Source organism: Polaromonas sp. P4_F6 (assembly GCF_056401275.1).
The window spans coordinates 162,102-180,173 of the sequence record NZ_JBFUJQ010000006.1; the positions used below are offsets into that span (position 1 = coordinate 162,102).

At 63.6% G+C, this 18,072-nt stretch carries 18 protein-coding genes; 10 read left to right on the plus strand and 8 right to left on the minus strand.

Translation table 11 applies throughout. The annotated features are described in order from the left end of the window. The first annotated feature begins 39 nt into the window (after positions 1-39). The 10 genes from AC1DUN_RS15925 (at position 40) to nagZ (ending at position 10,334) form a co-directional block, all read left to right on the plus strand. Positions 40-1,497, plus strand: coding sequence for a DegQ family serine endoprotease (locus AC1DUN_RS15925; protein WP_477714805.1), 1,458 nt, complete (start codon positions 40-42; stop codon positions 1,495-1,497). A 611-nt stretch (positions 1,498-2,108) separates the two neighbouring features. Further along, the gene (gene lepA, locus AC1DUN_RS15930) at positions 2,109-3,920 is read left to right on the plus strand and encodes a translation elongation factor 4 (RefSeq protein WP_074577666.1); all 1,812 of its coding nucleotides are present in this window, start codon (positions 2,109-2,111) and stop codon (positions 3,918-3,920) included. Between the two features lie 11 nt (positions 3,921-3,931). Beyond that, complete coding sequence (gene lepB / locus AC1DUN_RS15935; protein WP_477714806.1) at positions 3,932-4,906, plus strand: signal peptidase I; 975 nt, start codon at positions 3,932-3,934, stop codon at positions 4,904-4,906. 67 nt (positions 4,907-4,973) lie between these two features. Further along, positions 4,974-5,315 (plus strand): DUF4845 domain-containing protein, encoded by a 342-nt coding sequence (locus tag AC1DUN_RS15940; RefSeq protein ID WP_477714807.1) that lies wholly within the window; start codon positions 4,974-4,976, stop codon positions 5,313-5,315. Then, complete coding sequence (gene rnc, locus AC1DUN_RS15945; RefSeq protein WP_007873895.1) at positions 5,316-6,017, plus strand: ribonuclease III; 702 nt, start codon at positions 5,316-5,318, stop codon at positions 6,015-6,017. A 48-nt stretch (positions 6,018-6,065) separates the two neighbouring features. Next, a complete protein-coding gene (gene era / locus AC1DUN_RS15950; protein ID WP_477701092.1) occupies positions 6,066-7,133 on the plus strand; it encodes a GTPase Era in 1,068 nt (355 codons plus the stop codon). 17 nt (positions 7,134-7,150) lie between these two features. After that, the gene (gene recO / locus AC1DUN_RS15955; protein WP_477714808.1) at positions 7,151-7,900 is read left to right on the plus strand and encodes a DNA repair protein RecO; all 750 of its coding nucleotides are present in this window, start codon (positions 7,151-7,153) and stop codon (positions 7,898-7,900) included. 12 nt (positions 7,901-7,912) lie between these two features. After that, the gene (locus AC1DUN_RS15960; protein WP_477714809.1) at positions 7,913-8,719 is read left to right on the plus strand and encodes a pyridoxine 5'-phosphate synthase; all 807 of its coding nucleotides are present in this window, start codon (positions 7,913-7,915) and stop codon (positions 8,717-8,719) included. Between the two features lie 127 nt (positions 8,720-8,846). Next, complete coding sequence (gene acpS, locus AC1DUN_RS15965; protein ID WP_477714810.1) at positions 8,847-9,242, plus strand: holo-ACP synthase; 396 nt, start codon at positions 8,847-8,849, stop codon at positions 9,240-9,242. 33 nt (positions 9,243-9,275) lie between these two features. After that, positions 9,276-10,334 carry a beta-N-acetylhexosaminidase gene (gene nagZ, locus AC1DUN_RS15970; protein WP_477714811.1) on the plus strand — a complete coding sequence of 353 codons (1,059 nt, stop codon included), beginning with the start codon at positions 9,276-9,278 and terminating at the stop codon, positions 10,332-10,334. Between the two features lie 18 nt (positions 10,335-10,352). Here the strand turns inward: nagZ and AC1DUN_RS15975 are convergent, their stop codons facing one another. The 8 genes from AC1DUN_RS15975 to truA all read right to left on the minus strand — a co-directional run bounded on the left by AC1DUN_RS15975 (position 10,353) and on the right by truA (position 18,044). Continuing rightward, entirely contained in the window at positions 10,353-10,874 is a 522-nt protein-coding gene (locus AC1DUN_RS15975) for a YgjP-like metallopeptidase domain-containing protein (protein ID WP_477714812.1), read from the minus strand. A gap of 130 nt (positions 10,875-11,004) precedes the next feature. Then, on the minus strand, positions 11,005-12,552 hold the full coding sequence (lysS, locus tag AC1DUN_RS15980; protein ID WP_477714813.1) for a lysine--tRNA ligase: 1,548 nt from the start codon (positions 12,550-12,552) through the stop codon (positions 11,005-11,007). Between the two features lie 151 nt (positions 12,553-12,703). Then, positions 12,704-13,366: an LON peptidase substrate-binding domain-containing protein gene (locus tag AC1DUN_RS15985; protein ID WP_477714814.1), complete on the minus strand. Its 663-nt coding sequence runs from the start codon at positions 13,364-13,366 to the stop codon at positions 12,704-12,706. A gap of 132 nt (positions 13,367-13,498) precedes the next feature. Further along, the gene (gene accD, locus AC1DUN_RS15990) at positions 13,499-14,371 is read right to left on the minus strand and encodes an acetyl-CoA carboxylase, carboxyltransferase subunit beta (RefSeq protein WP_007866591.1); all 873 of its coding nucleotides are present in this window, start codon (positions 14,369-14,371) and stop codon (positions 13,499-13,501) included. A 107-nt stretch (positions 14,372-14,478) separates the two neighbouring features. Further along, on the minus strand, positions 14,479-15,297 hold the full coding sequence (trpA, locus tag AC1DUN_RS15995) for a tryptophan synthase subunit alpha (protein ID WP_477714815.1): 819 nt from the start codon (positions 15,295-15,297) through the stop codon (positions 14,479-14,481). Then, complete coding sequence (gene trpB, locus AC1DUN_RS16000; protein ID WP_477714816.1) at positions 15,294-16,553, minus strand: tryptophan synthase subunit beta; 1,260 nt, start codon at positions 16,551-16,553, stop codon at positions 15,294-15,296. Before trpB ends, trpA begins: the two co-directional genes overlap by 4 nt. Continuing rightward, positions 16,531-17,253 (minus strand): phosphoribosylanthranilate isomerase, encoded by a 723-nt coding sequence (locus AC1DUN_RS16005; protein WP_477714928.1) that lies wholly within the window; start codon positions 17,251-17,253, stop codon positions 16,531-16,533. The genes trpB and AC1DUN_RS16005 overlap by 23 nt, the downstream gene beginning before the upstream one ends. Beyond that, on the minus strand, positions 17,250-18,044 hold the full coding sequence (gene truA / locus AC1DUN_RS16010; protein ID WP_477714817.1) for a tRNA pseudouridine(38-40) synthase TruA: 795 nt from the start codon (positions 18,042-18,044) through the stop codon (positions 17,250-17,252). The genes AC1DUN_RS16005 and truA overlap by 4 nt, the downstream gene beginning before the upstream one ends. Between the last annotated feature and the right edge of the window lie 28 nt (positions 18,045-18,072).

The window sequence follows — 18,072 nt, forward strand, 5'->3', positions numbered from 1 at the left end:
CGGGTTGCCTGACGACCCCTATTTTTGACGAGGCTGACGATGCTTGAATTGAACTGGAAACCCCTGCGCTCCTGCCTGACCGCCGGTCTGGTGGCGGCTGCCGCAGTCGCTACGCTGGTGCCCGTGGCCCCGGCTTGGGCGCAAACCCGCACCTTGCCCGATTTCACCGACCTGGTGGAGCAGGTGGGCCCGTCGGTGGTCAATATTCGTACCCTGGAAAAAGCCAAGCCCTCGGCCGGCGGAAGCGCCGACGAGCAGATGCTGGAGTTCTTCAAGCGCTTTGGCATCCCGGTCCCGCCCAATATGCCGCGCGTGCCGCGGCCCGACCGCGGGCAGCCTGACGAAGACCAGCCGCGCGGCGTGGGCTCCGGTTTCATCCTGACGGCGGACGGCTTTGTCATGACCAACGCCCACGTGGTGGAGGGTGCCGATGAGGTTCTCGTCACCCTGGCGGATAAGCGCGAGTTCAAGGCCAAGATCATCGGCGCCGACAAGCGCAGCGACGTGGCCGTGGTGAAGATCGAGGCGACCGGCCTGCCGGCCGTCAAGATCGGCGACATCAACCGCCTCAAGGTGGGCGAATGGGTGATGGCCATAGGCTCGCCTTTCGGCCTTGAGAACACCGTGACGGCGGGTATCGTGAGCGCCAAGCAGCGCGACACCGGCGACTACCTGCCCTTCATCCAGACCGACGTGGCCATCAACCCGGGCAACTCGGGCGGCCCGCTGATCAATATGCGCGGCGAAGTGGTCGGCATCAACAGCCAGATCTACTCGCGCTCGGGCGGCTTCCAGGGCATTTCCTTTGCCATTCCCATCGATGAGGCCGCACGCGTGTCCGACCAGCTGCGCAGCAGCGGCAGGGTCACGCGCGGCCGTATCGGCGTGCAGATCGACCAGGTCACCAAGGACGTGGCCGAATCCATAGGCCTGGGCAAGGCGCAGGGTGCTTTGGTCCGCGGCGTTGAAAGCGGCGCACCCGCCGAAAAAGCCGGCATCGAGGCAGGCGACATCATCATCAAGTTCGACGGCAAGCCCATCGAAAAATCCAGCGACCTGCCGCGCATGGTCGGCAACGTGAAGCCCGGCACCAAGGCCGTGGTGACCGTCTTCAGGCGCGGCGCGAGCAAGGACCTCTCGGTCACCATCGGCGAGGTCGAGCCCGAAAAACCGGCGCGCAAGGCTTCGGGCCCCGAACCCAAGGCGCCGGCCGTGGGTGCGGCCCAGGCACTGGGCCTGGTGGTCAGCGAAGTGAGCGATGCGCAGAAGAAGGAACTCAAGATCAAGGGCGGCGTCAAGGTGGACACGGCCGAAGCCGCGGCTTCGCGTGCCGGGCTTCGCGAAGGCGACGTGATTGTGGCGATCGCCAATTCGGAAGTCACCAGCGTCAAGGAGTTCGAAGCGGCCCTTGCCAAGATCGACAAGACCAAGGCCATCAACGTGCTGTTCCGCCGTGGTGAATGGGCCCAGTACGCGCTGATCCGGCCGACGCGCTAAACCGGCATCGCGGGGCCCGGCCCAGGCTGAAGCACCGGGCCTGTTCACATCCGGCCAGGAGCCCGCGCCCCGGCACCGGGCGCCGCCAACGGGCCTGGAAGGCCCCCATACCCTGCTGGGGTTTATGGGTTTTGCCGGCCTCCAGGCCTTTTTAAGTCCCCTCAAAAATATATTTTTCAGCGGCCCGGTACTTGCTTTTTGTTAGTGATCGCTCACAAAAAAATCGGGTCACGGACGGATTTCGGTAGAATAGGGGCTTGCCTCTGTGTCTTTTGGATATATCGGGGACTCCAAAATCCCGCTTTCCAACTTGATTTTGGGTAATACACACTGATCCACAGATCACCCACAAGTTGTTCAGAGACATGCAGTTTAAAAATGTGAATAAGTTGTGTATAAGATTCCTGTTGCTAGCCTGCAACGACAAAAATATGGCAATTTCGGGACTGTTCGGCTCTGGCTTTTTGCCTACAATGAAGTTCCAACTATCGCAGTTGCCATAGATTGTTGGTTCAGGGCGCGTCGCTAATCGACGCGCCCTTTTTTATGGCCCCTCGCGAATCGCACCCAATCTCTTCGCAATACTTTCAAGTACTTAGGCGTTCTCGTTGATGAATCACATCAGAAATTTTTCGATCATTGCGCACATTGATCACGGCAAATCCACCTTGGCCGATCGACTCATCCAGCGCTGCGGTGGTTTGCAGGACCGCGAGATGAGCGCGCAGGTTCTGGATTCGATGGACATCGAAAAAGAGCGTGGGATAACCATCAAGGCGCAGACCGCTGCGCTCAAATACAAGGCACTCAACGGCGAGGTTTACAACCTCAATCTGATCGACACGCCGGGCCACGTCGACTTCTCTTATGAGGTCAGCCGCTCGCTGTCCGCATGCGAGGGCGCGCTGCTGGTGGTGGACGCGAGCCAGGGCGTGGAGGCGCAGACCGTCGCCAACTGCTACACCGCGCTGGACCTCGGCGTCGAGGTCGTGCCGGTGCTCAACAAGATGGACTTGCCGCAGGCCGACCCCGAGAACGCCAAGCAGGAAATCGAGGAGGTCATCGGCATCGACGCGACCGACGCGATTCCCTGCAGCGCCAAGACCGGCATGGGCATCGACGAAATCCTGGAGGCCATTGTCGCCCGGATTCCCTCGCCCAAGGGCAACCCGGACGGCCCGCTGCGCGCCATGATCATCGACAGCTGGTACGACGCCTATGTGGGCGTGGTCATGCTGGTGCGGGTGGTCGACGGCCGGCTCGCCAGGGGCGACCGCATCAAGCTGATGGCCAGCGAGGCGATGTACAACGCCGAGCAGTTGGGCGTCTTCACCCCGCACACCGAGCCGCGCCAGTCGCTGGAGCCCGGCGAAGTGGGTTTTGTGATTGCCGGCATCAAGGAACTGCAGGCCGCCCGCGTGGGCGACACCGTCACGCTGGTCAAGCCCGGCACCGGCGGCGCGGCGTTCACCGCCACCGAGGCGCTGCCCGGTTTCAAGGAAATCCAGCCGGCCGTTTTTGCCGGCCTCTACCCTTCCGAAGCCAGCGAGTATGAATCCCTGCGGGACGCGCTGGAAAAGCTCAAGCTCAACGACGCCTCGCTGCACTATGAGCCCGAGGTCAGCGAAGCCCTGGGTTTCGGCTTTCGCTGCGGCTTCCTGGGCCTGCTGCACATGGAAATCGTCCAGGAGCGGCTGGAGCGGGAGTTCGACCAGGACCTGATCACGACGGCGCCCAGTGTCGTTTATGAGGTGCTCAAGTCCGACGGCGAGACCATCATGGTCGAGAACCCGTCCAAAATCCCGGACGCCGGGCGCGTCAACGAGATCCGCGAGCCCATCGTGACCGTGCACTTATATATGCCGCAGGACTACGTGGGTGCCGTCATGACGCTGGCCAACCAGAAGCGCGGCATCCAGCTGAACATGGCCTACCACGGCAAGCAGGTCATGCTGACCTACGAGATGCCGCTGGGCGAGATCGTGCTGGATTTCTTCGACAAGCTCAAGTCCGTCTCGCGCGGCTACGCGTCCATGGACTACGAGTTCAAGGAATTCCGGGCTTCGGACGTGGTGAAGGTCGACATCCTGCTCAACGGCGAGAAGGTGGACGCGCTGTCCATCATCGTCCACCGCAGCCAGTCGGCCTACCGCGGGCGGGCGGTGGTCGCCAAGATGCGCGAGATCATTTCGCGCCAGCAATTCGACGTCGCGATCCAGGCCGCCATCGGGGCCAACATTATTGCGCGTGAGACAATCAAGGCGCTTCGCAAAAACGTGATCGCCAAATGCTACGGCGGCGATATTTCACGCAAGCGCAAGCTCCTAGAGAAACAAAAAGCGGGTAAAAAACGCATGAAACAAATCGGTTCCGTTGAAGTACCCCAGGAAGCTTTCCTGGCCATTTTGCAGGTGGAAGACTGATGCGCGGCGCAATGAGCACGATCACGGCCGCGGTGCTGGCGGCCTTTGTGGGTTACGGCGCCGCCTGGTACTTCGGTGCCGTTGAAGGCAATTTCTCCCTGCTGCTGTTCCTGGCATCGGTGGTCACCGGCATCTACTGGCTGGCCGAGCGCTTTTATTTCCTGCCGCAGCGCTACAAGGCCGCCGCGGCGCTCGAGGAAAGCGCCGCCAGGCGCCAGGCCGAGCTGGCCCAAAAAGGCATCACCCAGGTCGACAACAACAACCTCGGGGAAGCCCGCGCCCGGCTCATCATGCAGCCCTGGTGGCTGGACTGGACCGCCGGCCTGTTCCCGGTGATCGTGGTGGTTTTCCTGCTGCGCTCCTTCCTGTTCGAGCCCTTCAAGATCCCCTCCGGCTCGATGATCCCGACCCTGCTGATCAACGACCTGATCCTGGTCAACAAATTCCACTACGGCGTGCGCCTGCCCGTGCTGAACATCAAGGTCATCAACAACCAGAGCCCGCAGCGCGGCGACGTGATGGTGTTCCGCTATCCGCCCAAACCCAGCCTGGACTACATCAAGCGCGTGGTCGGCGTGCCCGGGGACGAGGTGGCCTACATCAACAAAAAGCTGACCATCAACGGCAAACCCCTGCCCAAGACGCCGCTGCCGGACTTCTTCGACGAGGACGTGCTGCGCTACGCCAAGCAGTTCGAAGAGGTCAACGGCGGCAAGAAATACCGCCTGCTCAATGACGACACACGGCGCGCCGGGCTGGATGAGCGTGAGGTCATGGACTTTCCTTTCAAGCAAAATTGCCGTTACAGTAGCGAGGGCATGGTCTGCAAGGTGCCAGAGGGGCAGTACTTCATGATGGGCGACAACCGCGATAATTCGCAGGATTCGCGCTATTGGGGCTTTGTCCCGGAGGCCAATATCGTGGGCAAGGCCTTTTTTGTCTGGATGAATTTCGGCAACCTCAAGCGTATCGGCTCTTTTGAATAGCAATATGGGCGGCAGCGCCGTACGGGGCGGCGGGCCGGAGGGTTTTCTAGTCAGAGCAGGAGAAAAAATGAAACATCAGCAACGCGGCCTTTCCTTCATCGGCCTTCTGTTTTTCTGCGTCGTCCTGGTCTGCGCGGGGATTCTGGCCGCCCAGGTTTTCCCGACGCTGGTGGAGCTTCAGGCCATCACCAAAGCCGCCAACAAGGCCAAGGAAGGCAGCACCGTGGTGGAAGTCCGGACCATCTTCGACAAGGCGGCCCAGATTGACGACATCAAATCGATCAGCGGCAAGGACCTGGAAGTGACCAAGGACGGCGATAAAACGGTGGTGTCCTTCGCCTACAACAAGGAAATCCACATGGCCGGCCCTGCCTTCTTGCTGCTCAAGTACAGCGGCAAATCCAAATAAGTGCGAGCCAGCGCCACCTCGAGCCCGGGCCTGCCGGCGCTGCAAAAGCGCCTGGAGCATGAGTTCTCCAACCCCAAGCTGCTGCTGCAGGCACTGACGCACCGCAGTTTTTCGTCCGACCATAACGAACGCATCGAGTTTCTGGGCGATTCCGTCCTGAACCTGGCGGTGGCCGGCCTGCTCTATGAACAACTGAGCGAGCTGCCCGAGGGCGACCTGTCCCGTGTGCGCGCCAACCTGGTCAAGCAGGACACCCTGCACAAGCTGGCGGTCGGGCTGGGCCTGCCCGAGATGGTGCGCCTGGGCGAGGGCGAGGCCAAGTCCGGCGGCCACAAGCGGCCTTCCATTCTTGCCGACGCGCTGGAGGCCGTGATAGGCGCGGTCTACCTTGACGCGGGCTTTGACACCGCCGCCCGGCTGGTGCACCGCCTCTTCAAGGATGTCGAGATCAACCCCCAGATGCAGGCCATCGGCAAGGACCCCAAGACCGAATTGCAGGAGTGGCTGCAAGGGCGCAAAATGAACCTGCCTATCTACCGCGTGGTGGGCACCATGGGTGCCGCCCACAAGCAGACATTCGACGTCGAGTGTGAAATCGCGGAGTTTGGGCGGGCCGAGCGCGGCATAGGCGGTTCGCGCCGGGCCGGCGAACAGGCCGCCGCGGCGGCCATGCTGATGTTTGTCAAGACGCTGGAATCCTGACTCCGCGCCCGCCGCCGCCCAGAGGCTGCGGGCCAACACCCCAAAATTATGAGTACAGGTAAAAAAGAAGCCAAAAAACCGGCTACTGCCACAGCAGCGCCCGCCACCAAGCCCAAGACGCGGCAGGCCAAGCCGCTGGAGGCAGCGCAGCCGCCCGATGCGCTCGAAGCCATGCTGGCGCAGGCACTGTCCTCGCGCGGCGCGGCCGTGCCGGCCGCCACCACGCCGCCTGCCGGCGAGCAGCGCTGCGGCCTGATCGCCATTGTGGGCAAGCCCAACGTAGGCAAGTCCACCCTGCTCAATGCCCTGGTGGGGCAAAAAATCAGCATCACCTCGCGCAAGGCCCAGACCACGCGCCACCGCATCACCGGCATGCGCACGGTCAAGGCGACGCAATATGTGTTCGTCGACACGCCGGGCTTCCAGACCCGGCACGGCAACGCGCTGAACCGCTCGCTGAACCGCACCGTGGTCGGCGCCGTCAATGACGTGGACCTGATCGTGTTTGTCGTCGAAGCCGGCCAGTTCAACCAGGCCGATGCCAAGGTGCTGGCCCTGCTGCCCGAAAAGACGCCCGCGATCCTGCTGGCCAACAAATTCGACCTGATACACCGGCGCGCCGAGATCGCGCCCTGGCTCAGGGAGATGCAGGAGAGGCACAATTTCGCAGAATTCGTGCCCATGTCGGCCAACAACGCCAGGGACATCGAGCGCCTGTTCGGCATTTGCGAAAAATACCTGCCGGTCCAGCCCTGGATGTACGGCGCCGACGAGCTGACCGACCGCAGCGACCGCTTCATGGCCGCCGAGATCATCCGCGAAAAGCTGTTCCGCCTGACCGGCGACGAGCTGCCCTACACCTCCACCGTGGTCATCGACCAGTACGAGGAAGAGGGCACCTTGCGCAAGATCGCCGCCACCATCATTGTCGAGCGCGACGGCCACAAGGGCATGATCATTGGCGAGAAGGGCGAAAAGCTCAAACGCATAGGCACCGAAGCCCGGCATGAGCTCGAGACCCTTACGGGCGGCAAGGTGTTCCTGGAGATCTGGGTCAAGGTTCGCTCGGGCTGGGCCGATGATGAAGCGAGAGTTAAAACATTCGGCTACGAGTAGCGGAGTTGCGCACCGCCATGGCCACCAAACGCATAGGCGACGAGCCGGCCTACGTTCTCCACCGCTACGACTGGAGCGAGTCCAGCCTGATCCTGGAGGTGTTCACCCGCAAGTATGGGCGGGTGGCGCTGGTGGCGCGGGGGGCCAAGAAGCCGAGTTCCAGTTTCCGGCCGATTTTGCTGCCGCTGCAGCCGCTGCATATTGCCTTCGGCGGCGACGCTGAAATCCGCACCCTCAAGAGTGCCGAATGGCAGGGCGGGCACGTCATGCCGACCGGCGATGCCTTGCTGTCGGGTTATTACCTCAATGAGTTGCTGATGCGCCTGCTGGCGCGCGACGACCCGCATCCCGTGCTGTTTGACGCCTACGCGGCCACGGTGCAGCTGCTCGCCGCGCAGAGCGCCGAGACCCTGCAACTGGCCTTGCGCGCCTTCGAGCTGCGGCTGCTGCGCGACATCGGCCTTTTGCCGCTGCTGGACGCTGAGACCGCCACGCTGGCGCCGCTGAACCCGGACACCCGCTATGTGCTGGTGCCCGAGGCGGGACTGCGGCAGGCGCATGACGACGACCGCGTCAGCCTGCCCGGCGCGCAGTGGCAGGCGCTGCAGCAGGCGCTGGGCGAAGAGTCCCTGTTTTCCGACACCGTGCGGGCCTGTATCCCGGGCTTCAATGAGCTTAAAACCCAGCTGCGCGGCCTGCTGCACTACCATTGTGGCGTCAAGGTCCTGAAAACCCGGCAAATGATGATGGACCTGCAAGCTTTTTAACGAGCCACCGCCATGAAAATCCTTTCGCCCATTCCCGTCGTGTCCCATGCGCACGACAAGACCGCGCTGTCGGTCAATGTCAACAAGGTCGCCTTGCTGCGCAACACCCGGCACCTGGACATTCCCAGCGTGCTCCGCGCTGCCGAACTGTGCCTGGAGGCCGGCGCCCAGGGCATCACGGTGCACCCGCGGCCGGACGAGCGCCACATCCGTCCCGACGACGTCTTTGAACTCGCGGCGCTGATGAAGGACTGGCCCGACCGTGAATTCAACATCGAAGGCAATCCTTTCCAGAACCTCATGGGTTTTGTGCACGACCTGGCTGCCCGCGGCCTGCCGCTGCACCAGTGCACCTTTGTGCCCGACAGCGAAGATCAGTTCACCAGCGACCACGGCTGGAGCTTTCCCGAGGACGCCGAGCGCCTGCGGCCTTTGATCCAGCAGGCGCACGACCGCCGCGTGCGCGTCAGCCTCTTCATGGACCCGGTGCCCGAAGCCATGGCGGCCGCCAAGGCCGTGGGCGCCGACCGCGTGGAGTTTTATACGGAAACTTATGCCCGCGCCTGGCCCACCCCCGAAAAAGCGCAGGTGCTGGCCCGCTTTACCCTGGCGGCGCAGGCTGCGGCTGCGGCCGGCCTGGGCATCAATGCCGGCCACGACCTGAACCGCGACAACCTCACGGAGTTTGTGCGCGAAGTGCCGGGCGTGCTGGAGGTGTCCATAGGCCACGCCCTGATCGCCGATGCGCTGGAGCTGGGCTACGCCGCCACCGTCAGGAGTTATCTGGCCAGCATAGACCGGGCGTTTGTACCCGCATGATTTCCTGCTGCCGTGAAACTACCCTGAAGTACCAGCCTGAGCCGCGGAACCGGCTTCGCCGGGCCGCAGGCGGGCGGCCCCCTCGGGGGGCAGGAAGCCACACGCAGTGGGCGACCGTGGGGGCTCCATGATCTACGGCATCGGCACTGATATCTGCGATGTGCGCCGCATTCGCGCCAGCCTTGACAAGCACGGCGAGCGCTTTGCCAGGAGGATTCTGGCCGACGGCGAACTGGCCACCTGGAAGGCCCGCAGCGCGCGCTGGCCGGACCGCGGCGTCAGCTACCTGGCCACCCGCTTTTCCGCCAAGGAGGCCTTTAGCAAGGCGATAGGCATGGGCATGCGCATGCCCATGACCTGGCGCTCCTGCGAAATCGCCAAGACCGCCAGCGGCAAGCCCGAAATCGTGCTGCACGGCACGCTCAAAGCCTGGTTCGAGGCGCGCCAGCTCACTGCCCATGTCACCGTGACCGACGAGACCGACTACGCCGCCAGTTTCTGCGTGGTGGAAAAGCTCTCCTGATCCCTCAACGGAACCCCCAACTCCGGATTTTTTATGACCCAGCACGCTCCCCTCATCATCGATATCGCCGGCCATGCGCTCACCAAGGCCGACCGCCGGCGCCTGAAACACCCGCTGACCGGCGGCATCATTCTGTTTGCCCGCAACTGGAAGGATCGCCGGCAACTGTTCGACCTGTGCGCCGAGATCAAGGATATCCGCGAGGATTTGCTGATCTGCGTGGATCACGAGGGCGGCCGCGTGCAGCGCTTCAAGACCGACGGCTTTACCCACCTGCCGCCCATGCGCGAGCTGGGCCTGCTGTGGATGAAAGACCAGCTGGCCGCCACCAATGCCGCGACCGCCTGCGGTTATGTGCTCGGCGCCGAGCTGCGCGCCTGCGGCGTCGACTTCAGCTTTACGCCGGTGCTTGACCTCGATTACGGTGAAAGCGGCGTGATCGGCGACCGCGCCTTCGGCCGCGACCCGCGCGTCGTCACCTTGCTGGCCAAGAGCCTGATGCACGGCTTGTTGCAGGCCGGCGTCGCCAACTGCGGCAAGCATTTTCCCGGCCACGGTTTTGTCAAGGCCGATTCCCACACCGACATCCCTGTCGACAAGCGCAGCCTCAAAGCCATACTGGCCGATGATGCGGCGCCTTACGGCTGGCTCAACACCACGCTCAGCAGCGTCATGCCCGCGCATGTGATCTATCCCAAGGTCGATGCCCGGCCGGCCGGTTTTTCCAGCCAGTGGCTCAACTTCATCCTGCGCAGCCAGCTGGGTTTCGGCGGCGCGATTTTCAGCGACGACCTCAGCATGGCCGGTGCCCGCCTGATAGACGGCAAGGAAGTGAGCTACACCGAGGCAGCCGTCACGGCGCTCAACGCCGGCTGCGACATGGTGCTGCTGTGCAACCAGTCCGTGGGCGAGGGCCAGCCCGTCGACGAACTGCTCGACGGCATGTCCGAGGCCCTGCTCAAGGGCCAGTGGGAAGCCATGGAGGCCAGCGAGTTGCGGCGCCTGGCGCTGCTGCCGCAGGGCAGGGCGTTTGGCTGGGATGAGTTGATGGTGCAGCCGGCGTATATGCACGCGCTCGGGCTGGTTCCCTGACGCTGCCGTCCCTGGTCCTCAGGCCGCCTGGCTTCCCGGCCAGGCCAGCTTCCCCACCGCGTCCACGTGCGTGAGGTAGACGCGCAAATCGAACTCATATTGGTGGTACTGCGGCTCCATGTGCGTGCAAAGCTGGTAGAAAGCCTTGTCGTGGGCCCGCTCCTTGATATGGGCCAGCTCATGCACCGTGATCATGCGCAAAAACTCCGCGGGAACGTCCTTGAACAAGGTGGCGACGCGGATCTCTCGTTTGGCCTTGAGCTTGTTGCCCTGCACGCGTGAGACGGTGGTGTGCGTGCCCAGCGCGTGGGCGATCACGTGGAGCTTGCTGTCGAAAGCCACCTTGGACAGGGGCTCGGAGCTGCGCAGGAAATCGTTCTTGAGATCCATCACGTAGTCGTACAGCGCCTTGTCGGTCCGTACGCCGTGGCCCTGGGGGTATTTTGCGAGCAGCACTTCGCCCAGGCGACCCAGGTCCAGCAATTGCTGAACCTGGGCCTGCAGGTTTTCCGGATAACCGGCGAGGTATTTCAATGACATAGGCTCACCCCCGTCCAGGCTCACTGCGTGTAGCCTGTTCCCCCCTCAAGGGGGCGGCGCCTGCGGTCTGGCTAAGCCAGTCCCGCGGCCCCTGCTGGCGTGGCATCGTGTATGACAGCTGGAACTGAGGTCAAGCTTCGCGGCGGAGAGCGGGGAAGAGGATGACATCACGAATGCTGGGGCTGTCCGTCAGCAGCATCATGAGGCGGTCAATCCCCACGCCGCAGCCGCCGGTGGGGGGCATGCCGTATTCGAGGGCGCGCACGAAGTCGTGGTCGTAGAACATGGCTTCGTCGTCGCCGCTGTCCTTGGCCGCGACCTGGGCGTTGAAGCGCGCGGCCTGTTCTTCGGCGTCGTTGAGCTCGCTGAAGCCGTTGCCGAATTCGCGGCCGGTGATGTAGAGCTCAAAGCGCTCGGTCACTTCGGGCCGGCTGTCGTTGGCGCGCGCCAGCGGCGAGATTTCCGTCGGGTGTTCCATGATGAAGGTCGGCTGCCAGAGTTTTTCCTCGACCAGTTCCTCGAAGTACAGCACCTGCAGGCCGGCCAGCGACCGGGTGGAGAGCCGGTCTTTTTCCTCGTTCATGCCCAGCTTTTTGAGGGCATTGGTGAGCCAGGTGGCGTCGTCGACATGGTCGCCGGCTTCGGTGTGCTTGAGGATGGCTTCGCGGATAGTCAGGCGGGCAAAGGGTTTGGCGAGGTCGACTTTTTCTTCCTTGCCGCCGTAGCCCAGCTGCAGCGTGCCCACGGCTTTTTGCGCCGCGTCGCGGATCAGCGCCTCGGTGAAGTCCATCAGGTCGTTGTAGTCCCAGTAGGCCGCATAGAACTCCATCATGGTGAATTCGGGGTTGTGCCGCACCGAGATGCCCTCGTTGCGGTAGCTGCGGTTGATCTCGAAGACACGGTCAAAACCGCCGACGATCAGGCGCTTGAGGTAGAGCTCGGGCGCAATGCGCAGGAACATCTCCTGGTCCAGCGCATTGTGGTGGGTCTTGAAAGGCTTGGCATTGGCGCCGCCCGGGATGGGATGCAGCATGGGCGTCTCGACCTCGAGGAAGTCGTGCTTGACCATGAATTCGCGGATCGAACTGACGGCCTTGCTGCGCGCGGTGAAGCGCTTGCGCGCCTGCTCGTCGGTGATCAGGTCCACATAGCGCTGGCGGTATTTCTGTTCCTGGTCGGCCATGCCGTAAAAATCGCCGGGCAGGGGGCGCAGGCTTTTGGTCAGCAGGCGCACGCTGGTGGCATGGAGGGACAGCTCGCCGGTTTTGGTCTTGAAGACTTTGCCTTCGGCCGCCACGATATCGCCCAGGTCCCAGTGCTTGAAGGCGGCATACAGTTCTTCGCCGATCTCGTCGCGCGTGAGGAAAATCTGGATACGCCCGGTGCTGTCTTGCAAGGTGGCAAAACTCGCCTTGCCCATCACGCGCTTGAGCATCATGCGGCCGGCGACCTTGGCGGGAATGGCTTCGGCGGCCAGCGCCTCGCCGTCCTTGTCGCCGTGCGCGGCATGCAGCTTGCCCGCATGGTCGGTCGGCTTGAAGTCGTTCGGGAAGGCCACGCCTTTGCCATCCGCCTGGTCTTTGCGCAAGGCCTTGAGCTTTTCGCGGCGCTCGACGATCAGCTTGTTTTCGTCTTGTGGCGCGGGGGGGGCGGTGGGCGTGTTCGGCTGGTTGGACATAGGGTCAAGGTTTCCGGAAAGAGGTCGAAAGGTGCCGGGCGCCCGGCCCACGCGAGGTGGGCCCGAAAAGCGCCGAATTGTCGATTTTAAGTTTTTACAGGGGCGTTTTGGCCCGGCCGCCTGAAAAGGCTTTGGGATCGTCCACGGGACCCTAGAGCGCGATGCCGGTGCGCTCCAGGATGTCGCTCACCAGTTCCAGCCGCATCAGGGGGTTGTCCAGCTGCATCAGGCGCTGCTTGAGCTCCAGAGGGATGGGCAGCAGCTCGCACCAGCGGTTGGAAACCCAGCCGCAGTCGTCCAGCCGGTAGGGCGATTGCAGCGGCATCTGGGCCTGCGGTATGTCGCGCACCTGCAGGCTTTTGATCAGCCTGCCCAGCGCGTCGGCCGCGGCTTGCAGGTCGGGTGGAATGGCGACGGACTGGTCGTCTTCCAGCCGGGTGACGTCGGCGATCCACAGGCCGTGCTTGAGTTTTTCGCGGCGGGAGATTTCAAAGCGCTGCGCGCCGGTGCAGCGTATGGCCATCAGGCCCGGCTGGGGGATGGAGAATTCGGTGATGGTGGCCAGGGTGCCCACGCTGCTGAAGGTCTCCTGCGCAAAGCCGTCGCCCGTCGGGGCATTGGCATCGGCGGGGCGGCGGACTTCGGATCCTTCGATGAGCGAAACCACGCCGAAGGGCGCGCCGGCCTTGTGGCATTTGCCGATCATGTCGAGGTAGCGGACCTCAAAGATGCGCAGCGGCAGGACACCGCCGGGGTACAGCACCGCACCCAGCGGAAACAGGGGAAGGGAGCTCAGGGTCAAGGCTTCTGACATGGTCTCATCGTGCTCTGGGGTGCCGTGAACCACATCATCCCATGTGACCCGCGCTGCGAACTTTTCGTGCGGCTAATACGCCTTGCTTGAGGGGCTTTTCGGGGGGAGGGGGAGGCAGGGCTTGCCGGTCTCTCAGCTGACGGCATCCGCCGGCTGGCGCAGCAGCATGGCCAGCGAGTTGGCCACGGTCTTGCGCAGTTCCCTGCGGTCGCAAATGAAGTCGATCGCGCCCTTGGTCTGCAGGAACTCGGCGCGCTGGAAACCTTCCGGCAGCGTCACGCGCACGGTCGATTCAATGACGCGCGGACCGGCAAAACCGATCAGGGCCTTGGGTTCGGCGATCACCACGTCGCCGACAAACGCGAAGCCGGCGCTCACGCCGCCCATGGTCGGGTCGGTCAGCACGCTGATGTAAGGCAGGCCTTTTTTGGCCAGGCGCGTCAGGGCGGCATTGGTTTTGGCCATCTGCATGAGGCTGAGCAGGCCTTCCTGCATGCGCGCGCCGCCGGTGGCGGTAAAGCAGATGAACGGGACTTTTTGTTCAATGGCTGCGTGCACGCCGCGCACAAAGCGCTCGCCGACCACGCTGCCCATGCTGCCGCCCATGAAGTCGAACTCAAAGCAGGCCACCACCACGCCTATGCTGTGCACCGCGCCGCCCATGACGACCAGCGCATCGGTTTCCTGGGTGTTTTCCAGGGCTTCTTTCAGGCGTTCGGGGTATTTGCGGCTGTCCTTGAACTTCAGGGCGTCGACCGGCAGCACTTCCTGGCCCAGCTCGTAACGGCCTTCCGGGTCCAGGAAGGCGTCCAGCCGGGCGCGCGCGCCTATGCGGTGGTGGTGGCTGCACTGCGGGCAGACATTCTGGTTTTTTTCCAGGTCGGTTTTGTAAAGCACCGCCTCGCAGCTCGGGCACTTGATCCACAGGCCCTCGGGCACCTGGCGGCGTTCCGTCGGGTCGGTGGGGCTGATTTTGGGGGGGAGAAGTTTTTCTAGCCAAGACATGAAGTCAGTCCTTGTGGTGTCGGGCGGTGCCTGGGGCTTGCCGGGCGAAAAGCGCAATTATGCGCCGGTTTGCCCGGTGTCCGGCCCCAGGCCGGCCCGCTTGAAAGTCAGTCCAAAGCAGTACGGATTTCCTGCAAAAACGCCTGCGCGGTGGCGGCCACCTTGTCGCGTGGCTGGTTTTCGATCAGCTGGATGATTTTGCTGCCTATGACCACGGCATCGGCCACCTTGCCGATGGCCTTGGCCGTGGCCGCATCGCGTATGCCGAAGCCCACGCCCACGGGCACGTTCACATGCTTGCGTATGCGCGGCAGCGTGGCCTCCACGGCCCCCACGTCCAGCGTGCCGGCGCCCGTCACGCCCTTGAGCGAGACGTAATAGACATAGCCGCTGGCGACTTCGGCCACCTGGGCCATGCGCGCGTCCGTGCTGGTGGGCGCCAGCAAAAAGATCAAATCCATGTTGTGCGCGCGCAGCCGGGCGGCGAACTCCACGCATTCTTCGGGCGGGTAGTCGACGATGAGCACGCCGTCCACGCCGGCCTGGGCGGCATCGCGGATAAAGGCGCTTTCCGTCTTGCCGCCGCCGTGCTTGATGTCGTAGCGCTCCACCGGGTTGGCGTAGCCCATCAGGACCACCGGTGTGCTGCTGTCTTTGTTGCGGAACTGGCGCACCATGTCCAGCACCTGGGCCAGGCCTATACCGAAGGACAGGGCCTTGTCGCCGGCTTTCTGGATCACCGGGCCGTCGGCGCTGGGGTCGGAAAACGGCACGCCCAGCTCGATCACGTCGGCGCCGCCGGCCACCATGGCATGCATCAGCTCCGGCGTGACGTCGGCAAAGGGAAAGCCCGCGGTGACGTAAGGAATCAAGGCCTTGCGGCCCTGGCTTTTGAGTGTGGAGAAGGTGGCGGCAATGCGGCTCATGATGTTTCCTTGGTGCCGCCCTTGACGGAGAGGCCGCGCATCGAAGGCCGGTCATAAAAATCGGCGCCCGAGAGGTCGGCCACCGTGCCTATGTCCTTGTCGCCCCGGCCTGAAAGGCAGACGAGCAGGCTCTGGTCGCTGCGCATGCTGCGGGCCATCTTCATGGCGCAGGCCACGGCATGGCTGGATTCGAGCGCGGGAATGATGCCTTCGGTGCGGCACAGGTAGTGGAAAGCCTCCAGGGCTTCCTTGTCGGTGATGCCGACGTATTCGGCGCGGCCTATATCCTTGAGGAAAGCGTGTTCCGGGCCCACGCCGGGGTAGTCGAGCCCGGCGCTGATGCTGTGGGTCTCGGTGACCTGGCCGTCCTCGTTTTGCAGCACATAGGTGCGGTTGCCGTGCAGCACGCCGGGCAGGCCGCGCTGCAGCGAGGCCGAGTGCTTGCCGCTTTCCAGGCCCTCACCGGCGGCCTCGACGCCGATCAGCCGGGTTTTGGCGTGCTGGATATAGGGGTGGAAGATGCCCATGGCATTGCTGCCGCCGCCCACGCAGGCGATCACCGCGTCGGGCTGGTGGGTGCCGATGAATTCCGGCATCTGCTGCAGGCATTCGGTGCCTATCACGCTCTGGAAGTCGCGCACCATCATGGGGTAGGGATGCGGGCCGGCCACCGTGCCAATGATGTAGAAGGTGTTGTCCACATTGGCGACCCAGTCGCGCATGGCTTCGTTGAGCGCGTCTTTCAGCGTCTTGCTGCCGCTTTCGACCGGCACCACCGTGGCGCCCAGCAGGTTCATGCGGTAGACATTGGGGCTTTGGCGCTTGACGTCTTCGCTGCCCATGTAAACCACACATTCCAGGCCGTAGCGCGCGCAGATGGTGGCGGTGGCCACGCCGTGCTGGCCGGCGCCGGTCTCGGCGATGACGCGCGGCTTGCCCATGCGGCGCGCCAGCATGGCCTGGCCTATGGTGTTGTTGATCTTGTGCGCGCCGGTGTGGTTGAGGTCTTCGCGCTTGAGGTAAATCTGTGCGCCGCCCTGTTCACGGCTCATGCGCGCGGCATGGTAGATCGGGGAAGGGCGGCCCACGAAATGTGCCAGCTCGGAATGGAATTCGGCGATGAATTCCGGGTCGTGCTGGTATTTGGCGTAGGCGGCCTTGAGTTCGTTGATCGCGTGGGTCAGCGTTTCCGAAACAAAACTGCCGCCGTAAATTCCGAAATGGCCTGAAGCGTCAGGCTGGTGGTACTCGTACATGATGGGGACTCTTTGCAAGTAACTCGTCGGCGGCGCGCACGGCCGCGACGAACTGGTTGATTTTGTCGGCGCTTTTGATTCCCTTGGAAATCTCGACGCCGGAACTGACATCAACGGCCAGCGTTGTGCAACGCGGCCTGACTTGCGAAATGCCATCGATCACGTTTGCAGGCGTCAATCCACCAGACAAAACGAGGTGAGCGTTGACGTTTGGAGGAAGAAGTGACCAATTGAATGTTTTCCCGCCGCCGCCATAACCCTCGACATGGGCGTCGAGGAGGATGGCTTGTGCGGCCTTGAAGTCCTGGGCGTATTTTACGAGATCAAAGCCGCCCGGGGTGTTTTCGGCGGCTTTTTCATCAAGCGGAATGCGCGCGGCGCGCATGAAGGGCCGGCCGGCCTGCAGGCAGGTTTCAGGCGTTTCGTCGCCGTGGAACTGCAGAAAAGCCGTGGGCGTGAGGGCGCAGGCGGCGCTGATACTGGCCGCGGGCGCGTTGACGAAGAGCAGCACCGGGGTCACAAAAGGCGGCAGGCGGCGGGCCAGCTCGGCGGCGCGTTCGGCCGTTACATGGCGCGGGCTGGCCTCGTACATCACAAAGCCGACCGCGTCGGCCCCGGCTGCCACGGCGGCATCCACGTCTTGCTCGCGGGTCAGGCCGCAGATCTTGATGCGGGTACGGGTGGGGGGGATGGGCGTCATGGCAACCAATCATAGGCTGCTGTGCGGTTCGGGAGGCCGTAATGGTCTTCATACACCGGCCCCAGGAAATACAGGCCGTCCGGGGAAAAGGTCGGCGCGGCGGCATCGCGGCTGCGCGCGGCCATCACGCCGGCCAGCCAGTCCGGCGGGTAGCTGCCCTGGCCTATGGCGACCAGGCAGCCCATGATGTTGCGGATCATGTGGTGCAAAAAAGCGTTGGCCTCGAACTCGAAGCGCCAGTACCGGGCGCCCGGCTCCCCGCGGTGCGAGATTGTGATGCGCTTGATGGTTTTGACGGGGGACTTGGCCTGGCATTGCGCGGCCCGGAAGGAGCTGAAATCATGCTCGCCGACCAGGTGGTTGGCGGCCTGGTGCATGGCCGCCTCGTCCAGCGGCCGGTAGACCCAGCCGACGCGCCCGGCTTCCACGCTGGGGCGCACCGGCGACTCCAGCACCACGTAGGCATAGCGGCGCGCGATGGCGCTGCCGCGGCAATGGAATTCGTCCGGGACTTCGCGCGCCCACTGCACGGCGATGTCGGCCGGCAAAAAGGTATTGGTGCCGCGCACCCAGGAGGCGATGTCGCGCTGCAGCAGGGTGTCGAAGTGCACGACCTGCATGAGGCCGTGCACGCCGGCGTCGGTGCGACCGGCGCACAGGGTGCGGATCGGCTGGGCGGCAAATTTGCCGAGCGCCAGCTCCAGCTTGTCCTGGATGGTGTTGCCCGAAAGCTGGCTCTGCCAGCCTTCGTAGCCGCTGCCGCTGTAGCTGATGCCGAGTGCGATCCTCACAGGCGGGCACGCAGTGAACGCAGCGCGT